This window comes from Roseobacter sp. GAI101, assembly GCF_000156335.1.
Taxonomy (GTDB): Bacteria; Pseudomonadota; Alphaproteobacteria; order Rhodobacterales; family Rhodobacteraceae; genus Sulfitobacter.
Genome location: NZ_DS999213.1, coordinates 1,001,247 through 1,027,473 on the forward strand (window position 1 = coordinate 1,001,247; position 26,227 = coordinate 1,027,473).

The window sequence follows — 26,227 nt, forward strand, 5'->3', positions numbered from 1 at the left end:
CATTTCATTCACTTGCGCAGGCCGCTTGAAATCCGCCGAAAATCAGGCGGGCCTGAATGGCGATCAGGTCTTCTTGGCCAAGGCCCAGGCGCAGATCGGCATATCCGGATCATTCGAGGTATCATCGGTTGCCGCGTCATATTCCGGCGGCCATTTTTCTTCCAAGTTGCGCAGGGCAGCGTTGCGGTTGCCCCATTGGCTGGCCTTGATCTGGTCTTCCTCGAACCCGCATTCGATCAGTAGGTTTTTCAGGCCCCGTGCAGACCATCGTGAATTATCCAAGGGGGCCGCGTGAAATGGCACGAAAAACGGGACGGCAACCCAGAAATGCCCGCCCTTCTTCAACATCCGGCGGACGTTCTTGGTTGCGGCATAGGGACGGTCCAGATGTTCCCACACCTGATTGGCCAGGATCAGATCGAATTTGCGCGGTCGATCCTGCGGCTTGTCCATAAAGGGACCGGCGCAGATGTCATATTCGGGATAGCGGAATTGTGTGTAGGATTTGAAATCAAACATCTCGCCCCATTTGCCCGATATTTCAGCAACATCAAGCTGCTGCGGGATGAGGTTCTGGATCATCCGGCGGGATGCCGGGCCCATGACGACGCGATTGAGACTTACCATGGTAAATTTATGGCAGCGGTGCGCCACTCCGTCCAGAACGGAATGGCGCGGGGGGTTTTTACATGTGGATGACTTTGCCGTAAGCGTCGAGAACGGCCTCGTGCATCATCTCTGACAGGGTCGGATGCGGGAAGACGGTGTTCATCAGATCTTCCTCGGTTGTCTCAAGCTGACGGCCCACGATATAGCCCTGGATCAGTTCGGTTACTTCGGCACCGACCATATGCGCGCCCAGCAATTCGCCGGTTTTCGCGTCGAACACCGTCTTGATCATGCCTTCGGGTTCTCCCAAAGCGATCGCCTTGCCGTTGCCGATGAATGGGAACCGGCCGACCTTGACATCAAACCCCAGTTCCTTGGCCTTGGCTTCGGTATAGCCGACGGACGCGATTTGCGGATGGCAATAGGTACAGCCGGCGATGGATTCCGGCTTCACCGGATGCGCGTGCTTGCCCGCGATCAATTCGGCGACCATGACACCCTCATGCGACGCCTTGTGCGCCAACCATGGGGCACCCGCGATGTCGCCGATGGCATAAAGCCCGTCTACGCCGGTGCGGCAATATTCATCAGTGACTACATGCGTCCGGTCGACTTTGACGCCCATTTCCTCAAGGCCCAGATCCTCGACGTTGCCGACGATGCCAACGGCGGAAATCACGGTGTCGTATTCGTGTTTCTCTGCCTTACCGCCCACTTCGATATGGGCAGTAACCTTGTCAGCCGCGCGATCCAGCTGTTTGACGACAGCCTTTTGCATGATCTTCATGCCCTGCTTTTCGAACTGCTTTTTCGCGAACTTGCTGATCTCTTCATCCTCGACGGGCAGGATCCGGTCCATTACCTCGACCACCGTCGTATCCGCGCCCAGGGTGTTGTAAAAGCTGGCGAATTCGATCCCGATGGCACCCGATCCGATGACCAACAGCTTTTTCGGCATGTGAGGGGGCTGCAAAGCGTCCTTGTACATCCAGACGCGTTTCCCGTCGGCCTCGAGCCCCGGCAGATTGCGTGCGCGGGCACCTGTGGCTAGCACAATGTTCTTGGCGGTCAGATCCTCGGTGCCCTTGTCGGTTTTGACCGAAACCTTGCCTTTGCCCGCGAGCTTGGCCGCGCCCATGAAGACCGTGACCTTGTTCTTTTTCATCAGATGGCCGATGCCGCCCGAAAGCTGCCCCGCAACCTTGCGCGAGCGTTTGACGACCGCGTCCAGATCATACCCGATGTTATCCGCCTTCAGGCCGAATTCGGCGGCACGGTGCATCAGGTGAAACACTTCAGAGGACCGCAGCAGCGCCTTGGTCGGGATACAGCCCCAGTTCAGGCAGATGCCCCCAAGATGTTCGCGTTCGACAATCGCGACAGAAAGCCCCAGCTGCGCGCCACGGATCGCGGCGACATAGCCACCCGGGCCGGCACCGATCACGATCAGATCAAAGGATTTAGCAGCCATAAAAGAACCTCTTGGTCGGGGGAATGCAAAATTAGTTTAGTGGTAAACTATATCCGCGTTCTCAGCAACCAAGAGAATTACGAGCCAGGCCCCGTCAGGCCGCTGCGGATTCGTCCTGAATCGCGCGGACTGTGCTGCCATAACCGCCGTTGGCCACATAGGTTTTTTCCATGGCTGTAAAACTGCGGTTCAACGCCTCGTTGCGGTAGGGAAAGCGGCCAAAATCACGGATCACCTGACGATGCGCGCGCGCGTGCAACAGGTTGCTGTCGCTTTTCGGCATCCGTTCACAGATCAGACGAATGCAGCGGTCCTGGTCGATCAGGTTTTCCGAATGCATCAACGGCAGATAAAAGAACTGCCGCGCGGGGGGATCGATCTTTAGATCCCAGCCTTTCTGGATCGACGATTTTGCGACCGCCAGTGCGGCACGGTCGGTCGAAAATGCCTGGCCCTGCCCCCGGAACATGTTGCGCGGAAACTGATCGGTCAGAATGAGATACGCCAAGGCCCCTGACGGATAGGTTAACCAAAGCGAGAATTTCCCTTCCTTGGCAGCCTGCCATGTCTCGAGAAACTGATCGCGGATGGTTTGATCAAAGGCATCATCCACGGCGTACCATTTCTCTTCGCCAGCCGTGTCCAGCCAGAATTTCAGGATATCCTCTGGGCCTTGCATGTCTCGCTCCTTCGCTTACCCATTCCTCAGATCTTCAGCTAACGCCGAATGATCCGAATTTAATACACAATTTTTGCAACAAAACGTCACAAACAACGCGCTCAGCTGGGGTTTTCCGCCGCATGGTCCACTTCAAAGGCGTGATCTTGTGCAATCTCGGCTGCAATCGTCGTCGCTGCGGGTGACATCGGCACGTAATTGCCGGTTTCATCCGCGGGAACAGCCGGACGCACGGTGGCGCGGTAGGTGGCGTAGACGGCCAGCACGATGAACAATACGGCAGTGAACAGATAAAAGCCCCCCGGCCCTAAGGCCGTGCCCATCATCCAACCGGTTATGACCGGCCCCAGGATCGCCCCCAAACCGTTGATGAACAGCATACCACCAGACGCGGCAGCCATGTCCTCATGCTCCAGAAAGTCATTCGTATGGGCAATCAGCAAGGAATACAGCGGGTTGGACATGCCCCCCACCACAAAGGCGGCGATCAGAAGGACGGGAAAGACATGGCCCATCATCATCCCCAAAATTGACCCCGCCGCCCCTATGATCGACGTGATGACGATCAGCAAGCGGCGGTCCATCCGGTCGGAAATCCAGCCGATCGGGTATTGCAACAGGACGGATCCGACAAAGAACGTCGCCACAAAGATCGAGATTTGCGCGACGGACAACCCCGCCTCGGCCCCGTAGACCGACGCCATGCCGAATTGCGCCGAAAACACGCCGCCCAGCAGGAACATGCCGACACACCCCAAGGGGGAAACGGTGACCAGCGCCCGCAGGCTCATGGGTTTGGTGGTGTCAAAAGCGGGTGTGGGGCTGATCGACAGCAGAATCGGAGTCACAGCAAGACTGACCAGCACCGACGGGATCACGAACAGGACGAACCCCGACGGGTCCGCCGTCAGCAACAGCGCCTGCGCGATGACGATGCCCATGGTCTGCACGATCATGTAGAGCGACAGCGCCTGACCGCGGTTTTCATTGGTCGCGGCATTGTTCAGCCAGCTTTCCGCCGTGACGTAAACGGCCGAAAAACAAAACCCGATCAGCACCCGGCCAATCGACCAGATCACGATATTTGGAAAAGTCGGATACAGGATCATCACCGCCGAGATCATCGACGCCACGGCGGCAAAGACCCGAACGTGCCCGACCCGCCGGATCATTCCCGGTGCCATGCGCGATCCGCCCAGAAAGCCGACAAAATAGGCCGACATGACGATGGACATCTCGAAGGTGGAAAAGGCTTCGATCCCGCCGCGAATACCCAGCAACGTGCCTTGCATGCCGTTGCCGATCATCAGCAGACACATACCAAGCAAGAGCGCCCATGCGCTGGAGAGAACCTGTAGCATTGTCCGAATCCTTTTTAACCGTTGCGTCCCTCCCTGATGGTATTCCAGAGGGGTGTCATCCCTATGAACGACCCTCAGGCAAGTTTTCGCGCCTCGGGGATCAAAAGCGACGCATCGCCGTAGGAAAAGAACCTGTAATTTGATGAAATCGCGTGGGCATAGAGTGTCTTGATCGCCTCTTGCCCCATCAGCGCGGCGACCAGCATCATCAGCGTCGATTTGGGCAGGTGGAAATTGGTCATCAGCGCATCGGCCACGTTAAAGGTAAAGCCCGGCGTGATGAAGATGTCCGTGTCGCCTTCCCACGCCTTGATCGTGCCGCCCCGTGCGGCGGTTTCAACCAGCCGCAGCGCCGTCGTGCCCACGGGGATGACCCGCCCGCCTGCAGCTTTGGTCGCCGCAATCTCGGCTGCCGCTTGCGCGCTGACCTTGCCCCATTCGCTGTGCATCTTGTGGTCGGCGATGTCATCGACCTTGACCGGCAGGAATGTCCCTGCGCCCACATGCAGCGTGACGTGGCTGAAGGTCACGCCCTTGTCAGCCAATGTTTGCAACAACGCATCATCGAAATGCAACGACGCGGTCGGGGCTGCGACTGCGCCAAGGTTGCGTGCGAAGACGGTTTGGTAGTCGGTCAGGTCCTGCGCGTCTGCGGGGCGTTTCGCGGCAATATAGGGTGGCAGCGGCATCGCCCCTGCGGCGTTCAGGGCGGCGTCGAAATCATCGCCCGCGCAGTTGAATTGCAAATGCCCCTGCCCGTCAGCGGTGCCAATCAGCGTCGCACGCAGATCGGGGCTAAAGACCACATCCTCGCCGACTTTCAGCTTTTTCAACGGTTTGATAAGCGCGGCCCATGTGCCGTCGCTGCGCGGTTCAAGCAACGTAATCTCGATCCGGGCCTGCACGGGGCCTTGGGCGCTGTCGCGGTGGCGGGCACCCGTCAACCGCGCAGGGATCACCCGCGTGTCATTCAGCACCAGCCGGTCACCCGCGCGCAGCCAGTCGGGCAGATCGGTCACCACCTTGTCATGCAACACGGGGCCATCCGCCACCAGCAAACGCGCCGACGTGCGCGGTACCGCAGGCCGTGTGGCAATCAGCGCCTCGGGCAGATCGAAATCAAAATCGCTTAGTTTCAAAGATGTCTCCATGCCCGCCGCTTAGCGCCCCTCGTATTGCTGAACAACCGGTTTTTGTGGCTCGGGTGCCGCTGGCAAGGTGGAACCGGTCACACCTTCGACAGTGGGCAGTTTCGGGGGCGGTGCCCGAAAAATCTCGCGCAGGAACCCCGGCGTCAGCGCGGACAGCGGGTTCACAGAAACCTCCGGATTTTGCGCGGTGCCCCCTAGGGTGTAGTTAAAGCCGACCAAACCTTCGCCTTTGCGGGTCATGAAACTGCCGATACCGTTCAACATATAGACTGGCGAAATCACCCCTTGCAGCGCCATCCGGCCGGTATCGGTAGCAAAGACGCCATCCATCGAAATGCCAAGGGACGCGCCGGTGGCACTGGCTTTGGTCAGTGTGATGCGGTTCGGGGTCATGCGAAAATCAGCCTCTACGGCATCGAAATAGATGCCGTCGCCGTTCAATTCATTCACCAGCCCCACGACGGACACCGCATTGATCAGCGCCGCAATCGACGGCGCGTCCTGAATCTGGACGTCCGTGATCGTGGCGCGCCCGTCAAATGCGCCGCCCGATCCCACCGGCAGCAAGGTCAGCGCCAACGCGCCGCCGCGCACCTGTTTTACCATGTTCGCCGACCGCAGCACGCCCCCCGCATCGCCCGAGGTCAACTGGATTGCGCTGCGCCCGTTTTGCGGCACCACACGGCCCGTAACCGCCGTGCCGCCGTTCAGCTTGGCCGTAAAGCTGCCGTCAAGGCCGTACGCCAATCCAAATGTGCCGCGCATGTCGGTCAGGGCGATCTTGTCCGTGATCTGCATCCGGTCCAACGCCAGTAACATCGGCGGGCCTGCGACCCCCGATGGCTTGGACTTGCCAAAGGCTGCGCGCCGCATGTCCAGTACACCGCCCCGCACCACCACCTGCACCTGTCTGCCCGGTCCCTGCCCCAGCAGATCGACCGGCATGTCCAGCCAGTCGCCCACGGTCAGGCGATCAAACCGCACCCTCTCAAGCGCGCCTTCCCCGTTCAACCTGACCGATCCCTTGGCCGTCAGCCCTGCGCCAGCCACCTCAAGCAGATCGACCTGAGGCACGGGGCCAAGGACACCCGCAACCTCAAGCTTGCCCGCCATGCCCTCGGGTTTCGTCCAGCCGATCTGCGGGACAGACAGGCGCACGCCGCGCAGGTCTGATGTGAGGGAAAACTGCGGCGTCTTGCCTTTGACCAGATCCAGCCCGAACCAAGCCCTCCCCGTGCCCGACATCGTACCGGGAGGCAGCGCGATCTTGAACGTATCCAACGTGCTCTGGTTCAGCACGATATCGGCGCGCACGCTGCTGGGTACGCCCGGTGTGCCAAGCGGTTGTTCCCATCCGCCGTCAAAGGCGACCCCGTCAACGGCACCTTTACCCTTGATGCTGATCCCGCTGTTCGAGGCGACGAGCGTAAGTTTGTCAGATGTCAGACTGCGCCCTTTTACAAGGACGTCACTGCGCACGTCCAGCAGATCGCCGCTGACGTTGAAAACCGTGCGCTTCGGGTCCCCGCCCTTTTTCATGTCAAATGCCAAGGTGCCCGACAGGTTCGCGGTGGCCTGCGCCAGATCGACGGGCTGGTTGACCTTGTCGATCAGGCTCAGCGGTGGCTGGTTGAGCAACGACAGTACCGCCGTGATCTGCGATGTCGTGTTCAGCCGCACGATGCCCGGTGGGCCGTCTTTCACGGTGACATCGGGCATGATGAAAGAGGACGGCCCGAGCGATATGGTCCCGCCTTCGGGTGCTTCAAGCTGGCCCGCGTCCACGCTGACGACAAAGCGGTTTCTGAGCAGGCTGGCATGCCCGCGCCCGCCCGTGATGTTGGGCATCGTGCGCAGAAACCGGACCTCGGCATCGGCAAAGTCGAAGGAAAGGTGGGTTTCCGGCGTGCCCCCCGGGCGCAAGCGGAACGCCACGCTGATATCGCTTAGCGCACCGTCATAGATGTTTTCCGATATCCAGGTGCGGGTCTTGATCTTGGCCTTTTCGGGCCAAAGTTCCAGTAGACGCGCAGGGTCTATCTTGTCCAACCCTGCGTCCAGCGCCACGTGCCAGCCGTCGGCCCCCGCCTTCAGATCGCCCGATACGTTCAGCGTGGTATCGCGATCGCTGATATCCATCCGGCCCAGCGTCAGATGAAACGGATTGAAGGCGATCTGCACATCGACATCCGCCCCCTCGATCGAGATGGGTTTGGCGTAGACATCCGCCGGATTCGCCTCGAGATTGCTCAACCGCATCTGGGCGACCAGATTGGCCAGCTTGCCGCTGTCGTCCACACCAAGCGACGCGGCCCCTTCGATCCGGCCCGAGACCCACTCGCTTTGCACGGATAGTTCGTCAAAGCGCAGCAGCTTTTCGTTCGGATCATAGCTGAAATAGCTGCGCAGCCCGTCAAACGGGATCGGGGCCGCCTTGGCGTTGGGCTGCACAACGCCCTGACCGATCTGCAACGTGGCATTCAACGGCTCGAATGCGCCGTCTTCGTTCAGGCTGCTACGTACCGACCCTGAAATGGGTGCGCGTAAGACCCGCAGCCATGCAAATGCCGGGTTCTGCGCCCCGATATCCTCTGCAGCGACCCCGTCGAACGTGACACCGAACTGCGACGCGGTATCGCCCAGTTTGCTGGTGTAATTGGCGCTCAGCGTCGCCACGTCCGCCCCGCCCCCCAGCAATGCCAGATCCGCCGATATGCCAAGGGTTTCACCCGACCGGGTCAGACGTAAACGCCCGCCATCCGCCGTCCAGGCACGTTCGGACCGCAGATCGGTATAGCTGAGCGTCAGCGCGCGCAGATCAATCGACCGCAACCGGCTGAGCGCGGGCGTCGCAAGCGCAGCATCAAGCTGGCCGATCAGTTCGGGCATGGTCGCCGCGCGACGTTCTGCCGGGGCCTGACCTGTGCTGGCGCTAAGGGCCACGCGGCCGTCCCGGTCGCGGCGCAATGTAGCGACGACGCCGGACAGCGCGATATCGCGGGGCTGCACCTTGCCGTCCAGCATCCCGCGTACCGAAAAACTGGCGCGCACTTCGCGGAACGCTGCCAGCTCGGCCCCGGCGGGATTGGTGATACGCACATCTTGCAAACGCACGCGTGGCCGCCAGCCTTCATCCACGATCAGCACCAGTTCATCGAAGACGATGCGCGCCTGTGGCAAATCCTGCGCCAAGCGCGCCTCTAGCTTCGCTTCGATCCAGTCGGGAATGACGATGGGACTGCGGATCATGTAGATCGCGGTCCCAGCCACCGCGCCGACCACCAGCACGATCCCGAGCAAGGACCATTTCACCGCCTGCCAAAGGCGTCTGCGGCGTTTAATGGGGGGGATGGCGGTACCGTCTGACATGATCGTGTGGGTTCAGCTCGCTGTTTGTCCGGTCGCGGGTCATGGTGCCCGCATTTTCGGGCATCCGGGGCTTTAAGTTCCGCCAAGCAAGGCTAGTATGTCAGCCCAACAGCTTGCATCAATACCAAAGAAAGTGACCCATGCTTGAGATTAGTCAACCCGCCCCCGATTTCACCCTGCCCGTCACTGGCGGAGACGCTGTGACCCTATCGGCCCTGCAAGGCAAGGCCGTCGTGCTTTATTTCTATCCGCGCGATGATACGCCGGGCTGCACCAAGGAATCTATCGGCTTTTCCGAACATCTGGACGCGTTCAAGGATGCCGGTGCGCTGGTGTTCGGCATCTCGCGCGATACCATGGCCAAACATGACAAGTTCACGGCCAAGCATGACCTGACCGTACCACTGCTGGCAGATGTCGACGGGACCGTCACCGAAAGCTATGGCGTCTGGGTTGAGAAAAACATGTATGGCAAGAAATCCATGGGGATTGAACGCGCCACCTATCTGATTGATGCACAAGGCAATATCGCGAATATCTGGCGCAAGGTAAAGGTCCCCGGCCATGTCGAAGAGGTGCTGGAAGCGGTGCGCGCGCTGTGATGCCCCTGGCCCAGATGGCCGAAGCCGTGTTGCGCACGGCAGACGGTCGCGCGAAAACCGCACTGTCGCATGAATTTGCAGCGCAGTGGCGTGCGGCGCGTGAAGACGACGCGCGCCCCGAGATCGGCCACGCCAACCCGCCCCTGCAGCCTGCGCGACCGGACCGGCCCGAACTACTGTCGCCGCGCGACGTGCCGCAGCGCAAGCCCGGCACCCCCGAGGGGCGCATCGCCCTTCTGCATGCCGTCGCGCATATCGAACTGAACGCGGTTGACCTGCATTGGGACATCATCGCTCGGTTCACCGACGTTAAGATGCCGATGGGTTTTTACGACGACTGGGTCAAGGCGGCGGATGAAGAATCCAAGCATTTCAATCTGATGTGCGACTGTCTTGAAGCATTGGACAGCCATTACGGGGCCTTGCCCGCCCATGCTGGAATGTGGCGCGCAGCCGAAGAAACGGCGGATGATTTCATGGGCCGTCTTGCCGTCGTCCCCATGGTGCTCGAGGCGCGCGGCCTGGATGTGACCCCCGGCATGATCAAGATCTTCAAGCAGGCCAAAGCCACCCAGGCCGTCGCAGCGCTTGAAACGATCTATGCCGAAGAGGTTGCCCATGTGGCCTATGGATCGAAATGGTTTCATTTTCTGTGCGGGCGTCATGATCTGGATCCCAAGGATGAATTTCACGGCCTTGTGCGCAAATACTTCCACGGCCTACTGAAACCGCCCTTCAACGAAGAAAAGCGGGCAGAGGCAGGGATACCGCCGGACTTCTATTGGCCATTGACCGAATCGGCGTGAATTTTGGCCATCAAGCCCTTGAATCGGCAATTTATTGCCAGAATCATACGGATTGTTTCAATTAACGCTCATAAAAGCCTAACAGACTTGCCCGATGGGGTGTCTCTGTCTAAGCACAACGGAACATTAGCGCCAAGGTTTGGGGACCAGAGCGCTGAGCAAGGGTTGGGACAAGGATAACACGCGTGCGCACGAGGTTGGCGATTAAAATTCACACCGTTCTGGAACGCTTTTTTCCTGAACGCCGGGTCTTTTTGAAATCTGATAGCGATACCCGCTTTATGCGGTTGCGCCCTTCGACCCAACTTGTCGCGTTTACCGGATCTGCCATCCTTATCGCCTGGGCCATCGTCGCCACCGCCATCATCCTGATGGACAGCATCGGATCGGGTAACTTCCGCGAGCAGGCGAAACGGGACCAAAACACCTATCAGGCGCGGCTGAGCGATCTTTCGGCTCAGCGCAACGGACGTGCCGAAGAAGCCATCGCCGCTCAGGAACGCTTTAACGCGGCGCTGAAGCAGATTTCGCTGATGCAGTCCGAATTGCTGGAATCCGAAACCCGCCGCCGCGAATTGGAGACCGGGATCGAAGTGATCCAGAACACCCTGCGCAGCACCATGCTGGACCGCGAGACAGCGCGCGAGCAGCTTGCCGCGCTTGAAGGTGCCGAGGGCAGCACGGCGGGTCGCAACCCTGCAGCGTCCTCTGCGCCGACGTCCATTCTGGCCGATGCCTTGGCGCGCACCGCAGCCGAGCGTGATCAGGTGATCATCGACGCACAGGATGCCTTAGTTCAAGCCGATGAACTGACACAGAAGCTCGCCGTCATGCAGGACCAGAACGACGCGATCTTTCGCCAGCTTGAAGAAGCGATGACCGTTTCCGTCGCGCCGCTTGACCGTATGTTCCGCAACGCGGGCATGCCCACCGACCGGATGCTGGAAACGGTGCGCCGCGGCTATACCGGCCAAGGTGGCCCGATGATGCCGCTGACCTTCTCGACCCGCGGCGAAGAGCCGTCTGCCGACACCATGCGCGCCAACCGCCTGCTGAACCAGATGGACCGGTTGAACCTGTACCGTCTGGCCGCGCAAAAGGCACCCTTTGCGAATCCCGTCAAGAACGCCTTTCGCTTTACCAGCCAGTTCGGCTTTCGCCGCGACCCGAAGACGGGTGGCCGGCGCATGCACAGCGGTGTGGATTTCGCCGCCAGCATCGGTACGCCGCTCTATGCGACGGCAGACGGTGTAGTGACCAGTGCGGGCTGGGGCTCAGGATATGGACGCCTGGTCAAGATACAGCATGAGTTCGGTGTTGAGACGCGTTATGCCCATATGTCAAAAATCCGTGTAAAAGTCGGCCAAAGGGTATCGCGCGGACAGCACATAGGTGATATGGGAGCATCAGGACGGGTAACCGGTGTCCACCTTCACTATGAAGTTCGCGTTGGTGGCAAGGCTGTAAATCCCATGATCTTTATCAAGGCTGCAAACGATGTTTTCTAAGAGCAAAATTAACGATCCCGCACCAAAGTCAGACGCTGACACCTCAGGCACGGCGGCTTCTTCGTCAGGCGCACCATCGGCTCCCAAGTCGAATGAATTCAAGGCAAGCGCGCCAAAGGCAAAGCCCCCTGCTTCGATCCTGTCGTCCGATTTGCACGTCACCGGCAACATGAAGACGACCGGTGACATTCAGGTTGAAGGCACAGTTGAAGGCGACATTCGGGCGCATCTGCTGACCATCGGCGAAACGGCAACCATCAAAGGCGAAGTCGTCGCAGATGACGTCGTGGTAAATGGTCGCATCGTGGGCCGCGTACGTGGGCTGAAGGTCCGTCTGACATCTACCGCTCGGGTCGAGGGTGACATCATCCACAAGACGATCGCGATCGAATCCGGCGCGCATTTCGAAGGCTCCGTTCAGCGTCAGGACGACCCGCTGAACCCCGGCGCGAAATCTGCCCCTGTCGCAAAATCGAACCCCGCGACGAAACCAATGGAATGATATTGGTTTGAGCGTACCAGTACGGTACGCCAGACATGAGAGGGCGTTACAGGAAACTGTGACGCCCGTTTTTCGTTCTTGCACCTATTCGGATGCGACATTTCCTGATCCGCGCAGGCGGCGATTGATGGGTTTTCGGCTTCTGGTGGGTGATTTTCAGCTTCGACAGAACGCGTGCTCTATCTGGGCTCTTGCGGTTATCCAGGACTGCGGTCCTCGGCGGAGGTTAAATGACCGCCTGCGCTCATTGCAGCTTTGACAAAGTGACCCAGTCGGCTTTCGCCATGCGCCGTACATCCTAATATCTCGATATCAAGATCCGTAGGCTGCTGACCAAAGCGGTCGGTAGACGGCTTAGGCGAGCGTGACTGCACAGCCAGACAATTGAAGCAGCGGCGGATCGGCGGGGGAAGGTCTAAAGAAGACATGGGGCAGACCTTTCAGCCCGCCCCATGTAAAATTGATTATTCAGTCACAGTCACAGTCAGCATCTGATCAGGCGTGCCTTCGACTGCGCCATTCGGACCGGTGCCCAGCTTGATCGCGTCCAGCACTTCCAGACCTTCGGTCACCTTGCCAACAACGGTATATTGCCCGTTCAGGAAGTGACCTTCATCGAACATGATGAAAAACTGGCTGTTGGCCGAATCCGGGCTTTGGCTGCGCGCCATGCCGACGACGCCCCGGTCAAACGGCAGGTCCGAGAATTCAGCCGGCAGATCACCCATGTCCGACCCGCCTGAACCGGCGCGCCGCGTGTCGCCACCAGCCTTGCCGAATTCAACGTCACCGGTCTGCGCCATGAAGCCTTCGATCACGCGGTGGAAAACCACCCCGTCATAGGCCCCTGCTTCTGCCAATGCCGCGATACGCTCTGCGTGCAGCGGGGCGACGTCTTCAAGCAGATCAATCTTGATCACGCCTTTGGCCTCGCCATCGACTGTAATCTCAAGACCCGATGCGAAAGCTGCGCTGCCAAGCAGCACGGCCAGTGCAGAGGCTGCGAAAAGCTTAGGCATCTGCGGCCACCTTGACGCTGATCATGCGATCAGGGTTCGGCGCAGGTTCGCCGCGTGTGATGGCGTCGACATGTTCCATACCTGAAATGACCTGACCGTAGACAGTGTATTGGCCGTTCAGGAAATCATTGTCCTTGAAGTTGATGAAGAACTGGCTGTTCGCGCTGTCCGGATTGGCAGAGCGTGCCGCACCGATGCTGCCGCGCGCATGGGGCACTTTGGAAAATTCAGCCGGAACATTCGGCAGGTCCGACCCACCTGTGCCAGCGGCACGCAGGTTGAAGTTGTTTTCCATGTTGCCGTGTTCCACGTCGCCTGTCTGCGCCATGAAACCTTCGATCACACGGTGGAAGGCAACGTTGTCATATTTGCCCGCACGGGCCAGTTCCTTCATCCGCTCGACATGCTTGGGCGCGATGTCGGGCAGCAGTTGGATGGTGACGGTCCCGCCAGCCAGTTCCATCAGGATCGTGTTTTCGGGGTCTTTGATCTCGGCCATGCCGCTCTCCTAAATTCAGATATCGTTGGCAGTTAAGTAGGGCCTGTTAGCGCAATTGCCAAGCAGGTCCATTGACCCCGGACGCGATAACGGCAAAACAACGCGGGAACGCGTTGGACCACGAGGGATGATATGGGCTGGAAAACACTTGATGACATGGATTTGCACGGCAAACGGGTGCTGGTGAGGGTCGATATCAATGTTCCCGTCGAAAAGGGCCGCGTGACGGATGATACGCGAATCCAGCGGATCGTACCGACGGTGCAGGATATCCTTGCCAAGGGCGGCAGACCGGTGTTGCTGGCGCATTTCGGACGGCCCAAGGGAAAACGCGTGCAGGACCTGAGCCTGCTGGTGGTGAAACCCGCGCTTGAGGCTGCGTTGAACCGCAAGGTGGTACTGGCCGAGACCCTCGAAGCCGTCGAGACGGGTACGGAAGAGATCACCAAGGCGGATGTCTTGCTGCTGGAAAACATCCGCTTTTATCCCGGCGAGGAAAAAAATGATCCCGGCTTCGCGCAGCGGCTTGCGGCCCTGGGGGATGTTTATTGCAATGATGCGTTTTCTGCAGCGCACCGCGCTCATGCGTCGACCGAAGCACTGGCGCGGCTGCTGCCCTGCTGTGCGGGCCGGTTAATGCAGGCCGAACTCTCGGCGCTCGAGGCAGCCTTGTCCAAGCCTGAGCGTCCTGTCGGGGCCGTGGTGGGCGGGGCGAAGGTATCGACCAAGATCGAGCTGCTGGAAAACCTCGTGAACAGGCTCGACCTTCTGGTGATCGGTGGCGGCATGGCCAATACATTTCTGGGGGCGATGGGCGCTGATCTGGGTTCATCCCTGTCGGAGCCTGATTTTTTCGAGACCGCCAAGGACATCATGCTTCAGGCCGATAAGGCCGGGTGCCGTGTGCTGTTGCCTGTGGACGGGCTGGTCGCGCGCGAATTCAAGGCTGCTGCGCCGCATGAGGTGGTCGAACTGGGCCCCGACACGACACTTGCTGCGGACCAGATGGTGCTTGATGCAGGCCCTGCAACCGTTGCCCTGGTCGAAGCCGCCTTTGCCGGGTTGAAAACGCTGATCTGGAACGGTCCGATGGGCGCGTTTGAAATCCCTCCCTTCGATACGGCAACGGTTGCCGCTGCGCAGGCAGCAGCACAGATGACGCGCGATGGTGCTTTGATATCTGTCGCCGGTGGCGGGGACACGGTGTCGGCCCTGAACCAGGCAGGCGCGGCCGAGGATTTCACCTACATCTCAACAGCAGGTGGGGCTTTCCTTGAGTGGATGGAAGGCAAGACTTTGCCGGGTGTGGCCGCCTTGGGGGGCTAGCCGTTTTCTTCAAGAAAACGGTACGGAACTTTCGAAAGTTCCGGCGTGCGCTGCCCCCTTGGAAATCGTTTGAATGGCCAAACTAGGGATTCCCTTGGCGAATCAGGTGTGGCATAGTGATGTCACGTCCACCAAGAGACGACATGAGGCAGATACAGATGAACCGCAGCAGCAGACCCGCCTTTGGCACCCTTTTGTTTTTCGCAATTGCCTTCGCGCTGAGCCTGTATTTCGCATTTGCCGCGATCCAGGGAAATTTCGGCCTGTTCCGGCGTGCTGAAATTGTCGCCGAAGCGCAAGACCTGCGGCTGCAACTGACAAGCGTAAAGGCCGACGTCCTGCGCATGGAAAACTTGACCGCGCGTTTGTCAGATGATTACCTTGATCTTGATCTGCTGGACGAGCAGACACGCAAGGTACTGGGCATGATCCGCTCGGACGAAATCGTTATTCGCTGATACGGCCAAACCGCATCTGCTAAAATGGTTTTCACTTTCCAGCTGCCAATTCAGACCTTCACCAAAAGCCTCTCGCCATCAGGCCCCGAATCCGATAAGAGATAGTTTAACGCTAAACTATATTGCGCGGACGCGGGACAACTGTACGGAGGATTTGCCCCATGGCAGCCAAGAAACCGACCAAGAAAACCAATGCCAGTGCTGAAGAGCTGAAGGCCTACTACAAGGACATGCTGCTGATCCGGCGGTTCGAAGAAAAGGCAGGCCAGCTGTACGGCATGGGGCTGATCGGTGGCTTTTGCCACCTCTATATCGGTCAGGAAGCCGTCGTTGTCGGCCTTGAGGCCACCGCAAAGGAAGGCGACAGCCGCATCACCACGTACCGCGACCACGGCCACATGCTGGCCTGTGGCATGAACCCCGATGGGGTCATGGCAGAACTGACCGGTCGCGAGGGCGGGTATTCGCGTGGCAAGGGTGGCTCCATGCACATGTTCTCGAAAGAGAAAAAGTTTTACGGCGGCCACGGCATCGTGGGCGCGAATGTGCCCCTGGGGGCGGGCGTTGCCTTTGCCGACAAGTACAAGGGCAATGACAACGTCACCTTTACCTATTTCGGAGACGGTGCCGCGAACCAGGGTCAGGTCTACGAGACCTTCAACATGGCGGCACTTTGGAAGCTGCCCGTGATCTTCGTGATCGAGAACAACCAATACGCCATGGGCACCTCTCAGCAACGCTCGACCTCGAGCGCCGAGATTTGGGAACGCGGCAAGGCGTTCGGAATTCCCGGCGAAGCGGTCGATGGGATGGATGTGCTGGCGGTCAAGGATGCAGGCGAACGCGCCGTCAAACACGCACGCAGCGGCGATGGGCCCTATATCCTTGAGATCAAGACATACCGCTACCGTGGCCATTCGATGTCGGACCCGGCCAAGTACCGCACCCGCGAAGAGGTGCAGAAGATGCGCGACGAGCGTGACCCCATCGAACAGGTCCGCAACATTCTGCTCGAGAGTAAATACGCCACCGAAGACGATCTGAAAGCCATCGACAAAGAGATCAAGAAGGTCGTCAACGACAGCGCCGAATTCGCCAAGAACAGCCCCGAGCCCGCACCAGAAGAGCTTTGGACAGATATCTACGCAACAGAAGTCCCGCAGGAGGCATAAAAAATGGCAACCGAAATACTTATGCCCGCCCTGAGCCCGACCATGGAAGAAGGCACGCTGGCCAAATGGATGGTGAAAGAGGGCGATACCGTGTCTTCTGGCGACATCATGTGCGAGATCGAAACCGACAAGGCCACGATGGAATTCGAGGCCGTTGACGAAGGGGTGATCGGCAAGATCCTGATCCAGGAAGGCACCGAAGGCGTCAAAGTGAACACCGCGATTGCCGTGCTGCTGGAAGAAGGGGAAGACGCCTCTGCCGCGGATAATGTATCGTCTGATGCACCTGACGCGGCCCCTGCCCCGAAAGCAGCGGAAAGCAAACCCGCCGAGGCCAAAGCACCTACCGCCCCCGAAACGGACACGACCCCTGACTGGCCCGAAGGCACCAAGCTGAAACAGCAGACCGTGCGCGAAGCCTTGCGCGACGGTATGGCCGAGGAAATGCGCCGCGACGAGAACGTGTTCCTGATGGGCGAGGAAGTTGCAGAATACCAGGGCGCTTACAAAATCTCGCAAGGGTTGCTGGACGAGTTCGGTGCGAAGCGTGTGATCGACACACCGATCACAGAACATGGTTTTGCCGGGATCGGTGTCGGTGCTGCCTTTGGCGGGCTGCGTCCTATCGTGGAATTCATGACCTGGAACTTTGCCATGCAGGCGATCGACCACATCCTGAACTCTGCCGCAAAGACGCTGTACATGTCCGGTGGACAGATGGGTGCCCCCATGGTGTTCAGGGGCCCCAACGGCGCAGCGGCCCGTGTCGGCGCGCAGCACAGCCAGGATTACGCGGCGTGGTACATGCAAATTCCCGGCCTGAAAGTCGCGATGCCCTATTCTGCGTCTGACGCAAAGGGTTTGATGAAATCGGCGATCCGTGATCCGAACCCTGTCGTGTTCCTTGAGAACGAGATCATGTATGGCAAGACCTTCGATGTGCCGGACATCGAAGATTACACGGTGCCGTTTGGCAAGGCCCGGATCTGGCGCGAAGGGTCCGATGTGACCATCGTCAGCTTTGGCATCGGCATGACCTATGCCCTGGAAGCCGCCGAGAAACTGGCCGCCGAAGGCATCGACGCCGAAGTCCTTGACCTGCGCACCTTGCGCCCGATGGACACCGCCAGCATCATCAAATCGGTGATGAAGACGAACCGCTGCGTCACGGTGGAGGAAGGCTGGCCGCAAGGCTCTGTCGGCAACTACATCACAAGTGTGATCATGCAAGAAGCGTTCGACTATCTGGACGCGCCGGTGATCAACTGCACAGGCAAGGACGTTCCGATGCCCTATGCAGCGAACCTTGAAAAGCTGGCGTTGCTGACCACGGATGACGTGATCGAAGCTGTCAAAAAAGTCACTTACAAATAAGGAGCGGACGACATGCCCATAGAAATCCTGATGCCCGCCCTCAGCCCCACCATGGAAGAAGGCACATTGGCCAAATGGTTGGTCAAGGAGGGCGATACCGTGTCCTCCGGCGATGTGATGTGCGAGATTGAAACCGACAAGGCCACGATGGAATTCGAGGCAACTGACGAAGGCGTAATTGGCAAGATTCTGATTGCCGACGGTACTGAAGGCGTGAAAGTGAACACCCCGATTGCAGTCCTGTTGGAAGAGGGTGAAAGCGCGGATGACATCGGCGCGGCTTCTGCCCCTGCCGAAACTGCCCCGACACCTGCGCCGCAGGAGGAAGCCCCAGTGGCTGCCTCCGCATCACCAGATACACCTGCCGCGCCCAAATCCGCTGATGGGAAACGCATATTCGCCACCCCGCTGGCGCGGCGGATCGCTGCGGACAAAGGGTTGGACCTGTCCCAGATCAAAGGGTCGGGCCCCCATGGCCGGATCATCAAGGCCGATGTCGAAGGTCTGTCCGAATCCGAAGCACCCAAAGCAGCGGCAGCAGCGGCCCCGACAGCAACAGAAGCAGCGGCAAAACCTGCCCTCGCCGCAGGGCCATCCGCCGATGCCGTGATGAAGATGTACGAGGGCCGCGAGTTTGAGGAAATTTCCCTCAACGGCATGCGCAAGACCATCGCGTCACGTCTGACCGAGGCCAAGCAATCGATCCCGCACTTCTACCTGCGGCGAGATATCCAGCTTGATGCGCTGATGAAATTTCGAGGCGATCTGAACAAACAACTTGAAGCGCGTGGCGTCAAGCTGTCGGTCAATGACTTTATCATCAAGGCTTGCGCCCTTGCCTTGCAGGCCGTGCCTGATGCCAATGCGGTTTGGGCCGGTGATCGCATTCTCAAGCTGAAACCTTCGGATGTTGCCGTGGCTGTGGCAATCGATGGCGGCCTCTTCACTCCAGTGCTGAAAGATTCCGAAATGAAGTCGCTTTCGGCTCTTTCAGCCGAGATGAAAGATCTCGCCACCCGCGCCCGCGACCGCAAACTTGCGCCACATGAGTATCAGGGCGGCAGTTTCGCGATTTCCAACCTTGGTATGTTCGGCATCGATAACTTCGACGCGGTCATCAACCCGCCTCATGGCGCGATTCTGGCGGTTGGTGCTGGCGTCAAGAAGCCAGTCGTTGGCAAAGACGGTGAACTTGCCGTGGCGACGGTGATGTCCGTGACCCTCTCGGTCGACCACCGCGTTATCGACGGCGCTCTCGGCGCGCAGCTTCTCACGGCAATCAAGGACAACTTGGAAAACCCCATCACGATGCTCGCCTAGCATTTTTCCAAATGGACTAAAATCCTCGGGGGGGCTGGGGGGCAGAAGGCCTTTCAATCTTCTGGGACCACAAAAGATAAGAGCCGCTATGTGATTAAAAAATAAGGCCGGGATCAGATGATCCCGGCTTTATACATTATAACGAAATCGTCGAAAACCTCAGTCGCCCTGCGGCCCCAACATGTGGTCCATCAAAACAGATGGCTGTTCACAACCGGCCTCACCGACGACCCGAGCAGGGATACCGGCAACAGTCTTGCAAGGCGGAACCGCTTGCAGAACGACCGATCCCGCAGCGATACGGCTGCAATGGCCGATCGTGATATTGCCCAACACCTTGGCCCCCGCACCGATCAGAACGCCATCTTCGATCTTGGGATGACGGTCCTGTTCTTCCTTGCCCGTCCCGCCAAGGGTCACAGAATGCAGCATTGACACGTTATCCCCGACCACAGCCGTTTCACCGATCACCACGGAATGAGCATGGTCAATCATGATCCCCTTGCCGATCTTGGCCGCTGGATGAATGTCGACGCCGAAAATCTCGCTTACCCGCATCTGTACGAAATAGGCTAGATCGCGCTGCCCTTTCATCCAAAGATGATGCCCAACGCGGTACGCCTGAACGGCCTGATACCCCTTGAAATACAGGATCGGTTGCAGAAGGCGGTGGCAGGCTGGATCCCGTTCGAAAATTGCGACCAGATCTGCGCGCGCGGCCTTTATCAGGCTGGGATCATTGGCATAAGCCTCCTGAACCATTTCACGCAACACCATCATCGACATCTCGTTTGACGATAACTTGGCTGCAATCCGGTAGGACAACGCCTTTTCTATCGACTTGTGGTGCAGGATACAGGTGTGAATGAATCCCCCCATCAGCGGTTCATCTTGCACTGCTTTTTGGGCGTCGATCAGAATTTGATCCCAAACCGGATCAACTGAGGCGATATTTCTGCGGGGCTCTGCCATGACAACATCCTTCTTTGAAATCACAATATAGCAAAATGATGCAAAGAGCCAAACCCAAAGCTGCGGTCATCACAAATCTTCATGATTTCGATATGGACGTCCCCAAAACAAAGCCGGGTCCCTGTCAGGGATCGACCATCAGGCGTGCTGCTGGCCCCGCCCCATAGCTTGCAGATACCTGTGCCACCGTGAACGCAAATGCACCCGATAGCCCGTCCACGCTCTGCGCGGCAGCTTCATAGGACCAGTTCGGTGCCGTGGTGACAGCCTCGCGGATGACCTGACCGTTTTGCAGGACACGGACCAGATATTGCTCGGTCTCCTCGCCCAAGGGTACATCAAGACCGTCCCAGCCGTCGCCGTCAATTCGTGTGCGCCGGATCCATGTCAGATCGATCCCGTTACCGCCTTGGACCGCACGAAGATGACAAGGGCTGAACGGGCGCAAGCCATTGCCGTCAAACGCCACTTCGCGATGAATGTACGACGGATCATCGACGGGCCGTTGTGCTGGACCGATGCGGTAATGCTGAACGATGCGGCGTAAATTCGGACTTAGGGACAATTGCTGCGGGACCGAATTCAGCAAGACAAACTGTGATCCCAACGGCCATGCCGGTGGCATCAACGCGTCAGATCCCGCCTGCCCCCGCAACCGCTTGGTCAGCCAATAGGTGTTCGGTGCGACCAATTCTGCGCCTTCAAATTGAAACACCTCCCAGTTGTCTGATGTCCCGTCGCCAATCGCGGCCAGGTTCGCCCCGCTTAGCAAGGCAGCCTCGTCGACGCTTTCTAATGCGCCGCTGATCAGCTTGACTTGAAGCCCCCCATTGTGGTCAAACAGCCCCGGTCGCGCGGCGGAAAGGTCAGTTTGCGTTACCCCAACAGTCGCGCGGACGGGCAGAACGGTATTCAGCTGATAATTCGCATCCGTGCCAGATTGATAGACTGCCACGGACCCCGGCCAAGGTTGCGCAGTATTCGCGATATAGGGTGCATGTGGCGTTTCGTCCCCGCGCAGCAACGGCAGATCAAGGAACAGTGAGGTCACGGGCACGGGTGCCGCAAAGGGTTTAAGTACCGCCAATTCATCATCAAACGGGGCCGGATCATAAACCTCGGGTTCGATTCGGACCGCTTCGATCAGCTGCATTTCGCCCTGTTCGACCCGGTCAATCCGGTACAGCGCATCGGCCTCGGCCCCGTCAGCGGGCAGTTCGATCACATCGCCCGCCCCAATCGCCATCATCGAAGGCGGCAATGCCAGACGCAGGCTCTCGCGGGAAACACGGGCTTCGGTTAGCCAGCGTTCGACCACTTGACGGCCTTCCGCACGGGTCAACGCCATGTTCATCTCGGATGCAGAAACCGAATGGGTCGCGTCATCGGCCAGAATTGAATCTTCTGCTATGGTATCGAAATTACCATCCGCCTGAACAAACCGCAGCCGCACGCGGCCCGCTATTTCGGCTTGCGCCTCGCGGGATTGTTCGGTGATGCCGTCAAGTTCACTGCTTACAGCCAGTAAATCAGGGTCAAGGCGCACTGCATTCAACCCGTCACGCATAACGAAGTTCAACGTGCCATCGCGTTCCACGGCATCAAAGCCATAGCGCAGCATCAGAGGCTGCAAGGACGCCCGCGCATCGCTGACCTGGTCCACCGCATAGCCGCGCACGTAACCATAAAGCCGCGAGGTGTCATAGTCCTTGAGCCCGGCCCGCCGGCAAATTTCGCCCACCAGTGACGACAAGGGCTGGGAAGAGCTGCGCCCGTTCAACCAATGGCCACGCACATAATCTTGTCCGTCGCTCCAAAGTTCGAGATTGTTCGGGAAATACGGATAGGGGCGCGTGTCCCACGCCCAGACATAGGCGCGTGACATATCAATCATCGGGCCCTCATATTCAGGCGAGATCGGATTGTTCGCCGGATCGGACCAGTAGTCGACGAAGGCGCGCAGATATTGCATCTGCATCAGATCATCCCGCGCTCCGGTCGAAAACCGCGGCAAGCTGCTCTCCGAACTTTTCAAATCGAGAAACTTGTTCGGCTGATTGGTGCCCTTGTCGATGGCGGCACAGCCGTATTCAGTAAACCGAATGGGCTTTGATCCGGGGACCCAACTGCTGGGGTTCTCTTGGCGGACGCCACCGATCCGGTCGTGGTGAACGTTGGCCCACCAGTTGCGGATATCCTTGAAGCGGTAAATCCACGGTTCATTCGCGTCGCCATCGGTGATCGGCGTGCGGATCTGCGCGGCACGGGCTTCTGAGGAATGGTAGTACCAGTCATATCCTTCACCGCCCTCAATGTTGGATTTCAGGTAGTCGAGATTATAGATCGCATCCCACGTCCTTGCGTCCAGGTGGTCTTCTTCCTCGCGCCAATCGGACAGGGGCATGTAGTTGTCGATCCCAATGAAATCGATGTTGTCATCCGCCCAGAGCGGATCAAGGTGAAAATATCGGTCACCTGTGCCGTCTTCAGGCTGGTAACCGAAATATTCGGACCAATCTGCGGCATAGCTGATTTTCGTTTGCGCACCTAACAACAGGCGCGCCTGCGCGGCCAACGCACGGAAGTGTTCGACGGCGACAAAAACCCCGCCTGCCCCACGGATCTGGGTCAGGCCCCGCATCTCGGTACCGATGCAAAAGGCCTCTACCCCGCCAGCGGCAGCACAAAGGGCCGCGTAATGCAGGATAAACCGCGACAGCGTCCATTCATCGTGACCGGAATAGGTCACCTGCCCCCGTGCCACCGTAAAATCTGCCGCCGTCACTGTGCCAAAGAACGCGGCAACCTGCGCATCTGCTACCGCCGTGCCGTCCGGACTGCCGGCTCTGGTCGGTGCTTCGGATAGGGTAATCCGTCCGCGCCACGGTAACTTGGCTTGAGTTTCGGCGTCGCTATAAGGGTCTGGTAATGTGTTGCCGTCTAGCTGATCCATCAGAATGAAAGGGTAAAACATTACCGCTTTGCCCGCGGCGTTCATTGCATGAATGGCTTCAATCACGGATGCGTCCGCCGGGGTGCCGCCATAAACAGGTCTCCCGCCGTCCTGCGCCATCAATGCTGCTGCACTGCGGGACAGTGTCGATACCGACCATGGCATGTTCTCGCCCTCAATCGTTGCGCTTTCGACCTTGGGACGTACCGTGCAATTGCCACAGCGCAGATCGTCCCCGAACCATGACACCACGAGGGAAGCGGCCTCGAGCTTTGGCAGATCATCGGTCAGAGTGTCCAGCGACACCAGAAAATCGCTTTTGCCCGCTGGGGTCGAGACATTCGCGCTCCATCGTCTTCCGGCACCATCGGCATAGTGCACAGAGGTCGTCGCCAGCGCATATTCACCCGTCCCGGGGATCAATGCCACGCCCTTGACGCCGTGGGTTACGCTGAAGTCCCCTTGCGGGGCAGCAGCTTCTTCGGGCCGCATGACTTCAAAGGAAAACTGCGGCACGCGGTTGCCGAATTGGCCCAACGGCAGGTTTTCCATCACCACATAAGCGGTGCCGCGATAGGCGGGCACCTTATCCGCACCCTCAACTGCGGCAATCGTCGGATCGGGCAATTGATCGCGGGTACCGTGATAGACACTGAGGTTCAAATCTCTTGGCACAATTTCCTCGCCGTCTGCCCATATGCGGCTGATGCCGGTGATTTCCCCCTCGCACAGCGCAATCGCAAGGCTGACAGAATAGCTGTATTCAGTTGTTTGCGGTTTGGATGGGGTACCCTTGCCGCCGCCGGTCACGGTTGTGGTTTCGGCAAAGTCCGACGCCCAAATCACCTGCCCGCCCAGACGCATCCGCCCATAAAGTCGGGTGATGGCTTCGCCCTCACCGCTGTTGGTCAGACGAAAGCGGTCAACGCGTCCCGTTTCCACCGCCTGAGCCCCTTGGCCCAGCAGCCGTTGGTCAATCGCCCGACCCAGCGTTGCGCCAACCGCTCGGCCCACCGCAACCGAAGAAAGCCCCGCCAGCGTGCCGCCAACGGAGCCACCAATCGCTGCCCCTGCTGCTGAAAGTAATATCGTCGCCATCAGGTTGCCCCCATCTAATAGTCAGTCGAAAATTCAAATCGAGCCACCATCCGACGCTGCCATGGGGCGCTGAACGGGCTTTCCGTTACACCGTGGCCGCTATAGGCGTGGATGAAGCGTGCATTCGTGCCCGGATCGGACATCAGCCCCAGATGCTTGGCCACTGCCCCGCTCCGCATCCGAAAAAGCAACACATCGCCCACCGCCGCATCGTCTCGGGCCTTGGTGCGCAAATGTCGCAAGGCCGCGCGCCACAGGCGTTCTTCGCCCTGGGGTTCCGACCAGTCCATCGAATAGGCCGGGATCGCCTCAGGCTCTGGCCCAAGAACCTCGCGCCAGACACCACGCAACAGGCCCAGACAATCGCAGCCTGCCCCTTTGGTAGCACTTTGATGCACGTAGGGCGTGCCAATCCAGCCGCGCGCCGCCGCCACGATCAGATCGCCTTGGGTCATCATCGCAGGGATCCACCGTTGTTGGCGCTGGTGGATTTGGGTACCGCCATCATCCAGTCTTCGTTCGGCAGATCAGGAAACCCTTGGAAATTCAGCAGATTGTTGAACTTGAGCCGACAGGTCTCCATGCGTTTGTCGCACCCCGCCACCAACCGAACCTGCGTGCACGTTCCGATGGCACCGCGGATCGGTTCCCACAGCTCAATCTCGCGCAAGCCGTCAATGCGGCGATCATGTTTGATCATGCCCCACAGACCTGCCGCAGGTCCGTCCAAAACCTCAAGACGCCCGCGGACGAACCAGCCATCATCGTAGCCTGGCAAATCCTGCCACTGAAACACACGGCCATCCTGATGCTGTTCGACATCGGTCGTTTCGGCATAACCTGCCGCGCCCAGGTCAAAGCCGCAGGCGATATCGCCCAAAACCGCGGAACATGGTTTTTGATAGATGCGACCCAAAGGACGGTTCAACGCCTCTGTTAGTCCTCGCAACTCGGCCTGAAACGCGCCACCGGCGCGACGGAGTTCACCGATTGATCCTCGAAACAGCACGCAGCGCTGTGTCACATCGGCCCAATTGACGCGCCAGCAAAGTACCTCGGCCCCATCATAGCGCCCCTGCTCAATCTCGTCTTCTCGGATCGCCGCGTGGCTCAGCGCGCCCATGGCTTCGGTGTTGTCCACCGACAGCCCAGTGCTTTGCGACAGCGCGCGCGCACTCAGCCCGCTATCGGCACGAAACTGCATCCCGTCAAAAGACAGCGGCATATCGTGATCGGTAAAGGTCAGTTCAACCCCGTCGCGCCGGCGGATCGCCCAAGCGTGACACATGGTTGTCAGACCCGTCGTTGCATGCGCGATCAGCGCCTCATTCATTTCAGCCATCAGACACGCACCTCGATCACTGGCACATTTGGCACTTGGCCCGCCTGAAAACTCGCGACACTCACGAGGATCCGGTCGGTGTCAAAACGCACCGGCACGTCAAACTCATAGCCAGCAGACACCACCATGTCCCGGTCAGGGGCATTGCCAAAACGGACGATACCCGTCGCCGTGTCGATTTCATAATCAACAGCCTCTTGCAGTTCATCCTGCTCGACACCGACACGCACGCTGCCCTGCACCGGCTTGGTAATCGGGCGGAAATAACTGTGCCCCCCCGATGCATAGGTCTTGATCAACTGGAAATCAGTCTGCACCCCATCGCCAAAGCCGATCACCTGATCGTCAAAGGCAACCGTGATCGACGACCCGCAGGATTTGAAATCAGCCCAGTCCTTCCAGCGAAACCCGTACATCTGGCCATAACGGGCCTCGAAGAACGCCGTGAGCGCCTGCACGTCATCGATTGACCGCATGCCAAGCCCGGCATCAAAGACGCGGCGCGAATGGGCCCACGGCGTGTTGCGTTCTTCAAACCCGTTGGCAAGGGTGACCACGTCGGTGCGCCGCTGCGGCCCACCGACCGACCCAAAGCTGAGGCTGGGTGGAAATCTGACATCGTGAAAATTCATATCT

The 26,227-nt window shown here is 59.0% G+C and carries 22 protein-coding genes; 9 read left to right on the plus strand and 13 right to left on the minus strand.

Annotated features, from left to right (window positions below):
* Nucleotides 1–63: 63 nt before the first annotated feature.
* The 6 genes from RGAI101_RS04700 to RGAI101_RS04725 form a co-directional block, all read right to left on the minus strand.
* A complete protein-coding gene (locus tag RGAI101_RS04700; RefSeq protein ID WP_037227405.1) occupies nucleotides 64–627 on the minus strand; it encodes a class I SAM-dependent methyltransferase in 564 nt (187 codons plus the stop codon).
* Nucleotides 628–685: 58 nt separating this feature from the next.
* Nucleotides 686–2,080, minus strand: coding sequence for a dihydrolipoyl dehydrogenase (gene lpdA / locus RGAI101_RS04705; protein ID WP_008226532.1), 1,395 nt, complete (start codon nucleotides 2,078–2,080; stop codon nucleotides 686–688).
* A 94-nt stretch (nucleotides 2,081–2,174) separates the two neighbouring features.
* A complete protein-coding gene (locus tag RGAI101_RS04710; protein WP_008225250.1) occupies nucleotides 2,175–2,759 on the minus strand; it encodes a DUF924 family protein in 585 nt (194 codons plus the stop codon).
* A 101-nt stretch (nucleotides 2,760–2,860) separates the two neighbouring features.
* Nucleotides 2,861–4,120 (minus strand): MFS transporter, encoded by a 1,260-nt coding sequence (locus RGAI101_RS04715; RefSeq protein ID WP_037227407.1) that lies wholly within the window; start codon nucleotides 4,118–4,120, stop codon nucleotides 2,861–2,863.
* Between the two features lie 74 nt (nucleotides 4,121–4,194).
* Nucleotides 4,195–5,259, minus strand: a complete 1,065-nt coding sequence (gene queA / locus RGAI101_RS04720) for a tRNA preQ1(34) S-adenosylmethionine ribosyltransferase-isomerase QueA (RefSeq protein WP_037229036.1) — start codon at nucleotides 5,257–5,259, stop codon at nucleotides 4,195–4,197.
* Nucleotides 5,260–5,280: 21 nt separating this feature from the next.
* Nucleotides 5,281–8,640 carry a DUF3971 domain-containing protein gene (locus RGAI101_RS04725; protein ID WP_037227409.1) on the minus strand — a complete coding sequence of 1,120 codons (3,360 nt, stop codon included), beginning with the start codon at nucleotides 8,638–8,640 and terminating at the stop codon, nucleotides 5,281–5,283.
* Between the two features lie 140 nt (nucleotides 8,641–8,780).
* On the opposite strand from RGAI101_RS04725, the gene RGAI101_RS04730 reads away from it, so the two are divergent.
* The 4 genes from RGAI101_RS04730 to RGAI101_RS04745 all read left to right on the plus strand — a co-directional run bounded on the left by RGAI101_RS04730 (nucleotide 8,781) and on the right by RGAI101_RS04745 (nucleotide 12,058).
* Nucleotides 8,781–9,242, plus strand: a complete 462-nt coding sequence (locus RGAI101_RS04730) for a peroxiredoxin (protein WP_008227250.1) — start codon at nucleotides 8,781–8,783, stop codon at nucleotides 9,240–9,242.
* Nucleotides 9,242–10,048, plus strand: coding sequence for a ferritin-like domain-containing protein (locus tag RGAI101_RS04735; protein ID WP_008227945.1), 807 nt, complete (start codon nucleotides 9,242–9,244; stop codon nucleotides 10,046–10,048). The genes RGAI101_RS04730 and RGAI101_RS04735 overlap by 1 nt, the downstream gene beginning before the upstream one ends.
* A gap of 185 nt (nucleotides 10,049–10,233) precedes the next feature.
* Nucleotides 10,234–11,556 (plus strand): M23 family metallopeptidase, encoded by a 1,323-nt coding sequence (locus RGAI101_RS04740; RefSeq protein WP_037227412.1) that lies wholly within the window; start codon nucleotides 10,234–10,236, stop codon nucleotides 11,554–11,556.
* Entirely contained in the window at nucleotides 11,546–12,058 is a 513-nt protein-coding gene (locus RGAI101_RS04745; RefSeq protein ID WP_008229223.1) for a bactofilin family protein, read from the plus strand. The genes RGAI101_RS04740 and RGAI101_RS04745 overlap by 11 nt, the downstream gene beginning before the upstream one ends.
* A 464-nt stretch (nucleotides 12,059–12,522) precedes the next feature.
* Here the strand turns inward: RGAI101_RS04745 and RGAI101_RS04750 are convergent, their stop codons facing one another.
* Nucleotides 12,523–13,077, minus strand: coding sequence for a peptidylprolyl isomerase (locus RGAI101_RS04750; RefSeq protein WP_008227263.1), 555 nt, complete (start codon nucleotides 13,075–13,077; stop codon nucleotides 12,523–12,525).
* Nucleotides 13,070–13,576 carry a peptidylprolyl isomerase gene (locus RGAI101_RS04755; protein ID WP_008226255.1) on the minus strand — a complete coding sequence of 169 codons (507 nt, stop codon included), beginning with the start codon at nucleotides 13,574–13,576 and terminating at the stop codon, nucleotides 13,070–13,072. The genes RGAI101_RS04750 and RGAI101_RS04755 overlap by 8 nt, the downstream gene beginning before the upstream one ends.
* A 132-nt stretch (nucleotides 13,577–13,708) precedes the next feature.
* Here RGAI101_RS04755 and RGAI101_RS04760 point away from each other — a divergent pair, with 132 nt between their 5' ends.
* The 5 genes from RGAI101_RS04760 to RGAI101_RS04780 all read left to right on the plus strand — a co-directional run bounded on the left by RGAI101_RS04760 (nucleotide 13,709) and on the right by RGAI101_RS04780 (nucleotide 19,226).
* The gene (locus tag RGAI101_RS04760) at nucleotides 13,709–14,902 is read left to right on the plus strand and encodes a phosphoglycerate kinase (protein ID WP_008225999.1); all 1,194 of its coding nucleotides are present in this window, start codon (nucleotides 13,709–13,711) and stop codon (nucleotides 14,900–14,902) included.
* A gap of 158 nt (nucleotides 14,903–15,060) precedes the next feature.
* Entirely contained in the window at nucleotides 15,061–15,360 is a 300-nt protein-coding gene (locus RGAI101_RS04765) for an FtsB family cell division protein (RefSeq protein WP_008226026.1), read from the plus strand.
* A 161-nt stretch (nucleotides 15,361–15,521) separates the two neighbouring features.
* Nucleotides 15,522–16,532, plus strand: coding sequence for a pyruvate dehydrogenase (acetyl-transferring) E1 component subunit alpha (gene pdhA, locus RGAI101_RS04770; protein WP_008228053.1), 1,011 nt, complete (start codon nucleotides 15,522–15,524; stop codon nucleotides 16,530–16,532).
* A gap of 3 nt (nucleotides 16,533–16,535) precedes the next feature.
* A complete protein-coding gene (locus RGAI101_RS04775; RefSeq protein ID WP_008228321.1) occupies nucleotides 16,536–17,906 on the plus strand; it encodes a pyruvate dehydrogenase complex E1 component subunit beta in 1,371 nt (456 codons plus the stop codon).
* A 12-nt stretch (nucleotides 17,907–17,918) separates the two neighbouring features.
* Nucleotides 17,919–19,226: a pyruvate dehydrogenase complex dihydrolipoamide acetyltransferase gene (locus RGAI101_RS04780; protein ID WP_008226082.1), complete on the plus strand. Its 1,308-nt coding sequence runs from the start codon at nucleotides 17,919–17,921 to the stop codon at nucleotides 19,224–19,226.
* A 159-nt stretch (nucleotides 19,227–19,385) separates the two neighbouring features.
* On the opposite strand, the gene cysE is transcribed toward RGAI101_RS04780, so the two are convergent.
* The 5 genes from cysE to RGAI101_RS04805 all read right to left on the minus strand — a co-directional run bounded on the left by cysE (nucleotide 19,386) and on the right by RGAI101_RS04805 (nucleotide 26,223).
* Nucleotides 19,386–20,198: a serine O-acetyltransferase gene (gene cysE, locus RGAI101_RS04785; RefSeq protein WP_037227420.1), complete on the minus strand. Its 813-nt coding sequence runs from the start codon at nucleotides 20,196–20,198 to the stop codon at nucleotides 19,386–19,388.
* 124 nt (nucleotides 20,199–20,322) lie between these two features.
* Nucleotides 20,323–24,249: a baseplate multidomain protein megatron gene (locus RGAI101_RS04790; RefSeq protein ID WP_008226904.1), complete on the minus strand. Its 3,927-nt coding sequence runs from the start codon at nucleotides 24,247–24,249 to the stop codon at nucleotides 20,323–20,325.
* A 14-nt stretch (nucleotides 24,250–24,263) separates the two neighbouring features.
* Complete coding sequence (locus RGAI101_RS04795) at nucleotides 24,264–24,707, minus strand: NlpC/P60 family protein (protein ID WP_008225677.1); 444 nt, start codon at nucleotides 24,705–24,707, stop codon at nucleotides 24,264–24,266.
* Nucleotides 24,704–25,591 (minus strand): DUF2163 domain-containing protein, encoded by an 888-nt coding sequence (locus RGAI101_RS04800; RefSeq protein WP_037227422.1) that lies wholly within the window; start codon nucleotides 25,589–25,591, stop codon nucleotides 24,704–24,706. Before RGAI101_RS04800 ends, RGAI101_RS04795 begins: the two co-directional genes overlap by 4 nt.
* Nucleotides 25,591–26,223, minus strand: coding sequence for a DUF2460 domain-containing protein (locus RGAI101_RS04805; protein WP_008228638.1), 633 nt, complete (start codon nucleotides 26,221–26,223; stop codon nucleotides 25,591–25,593). The genes RGAI101_RS04800 and RGAI101_RS04805 overlap by 1 nt, the downstream gene beginning before the upstream one ends.
* Nucleotides 26,224–26,227 lie beyond the last annotated feature (4 nt).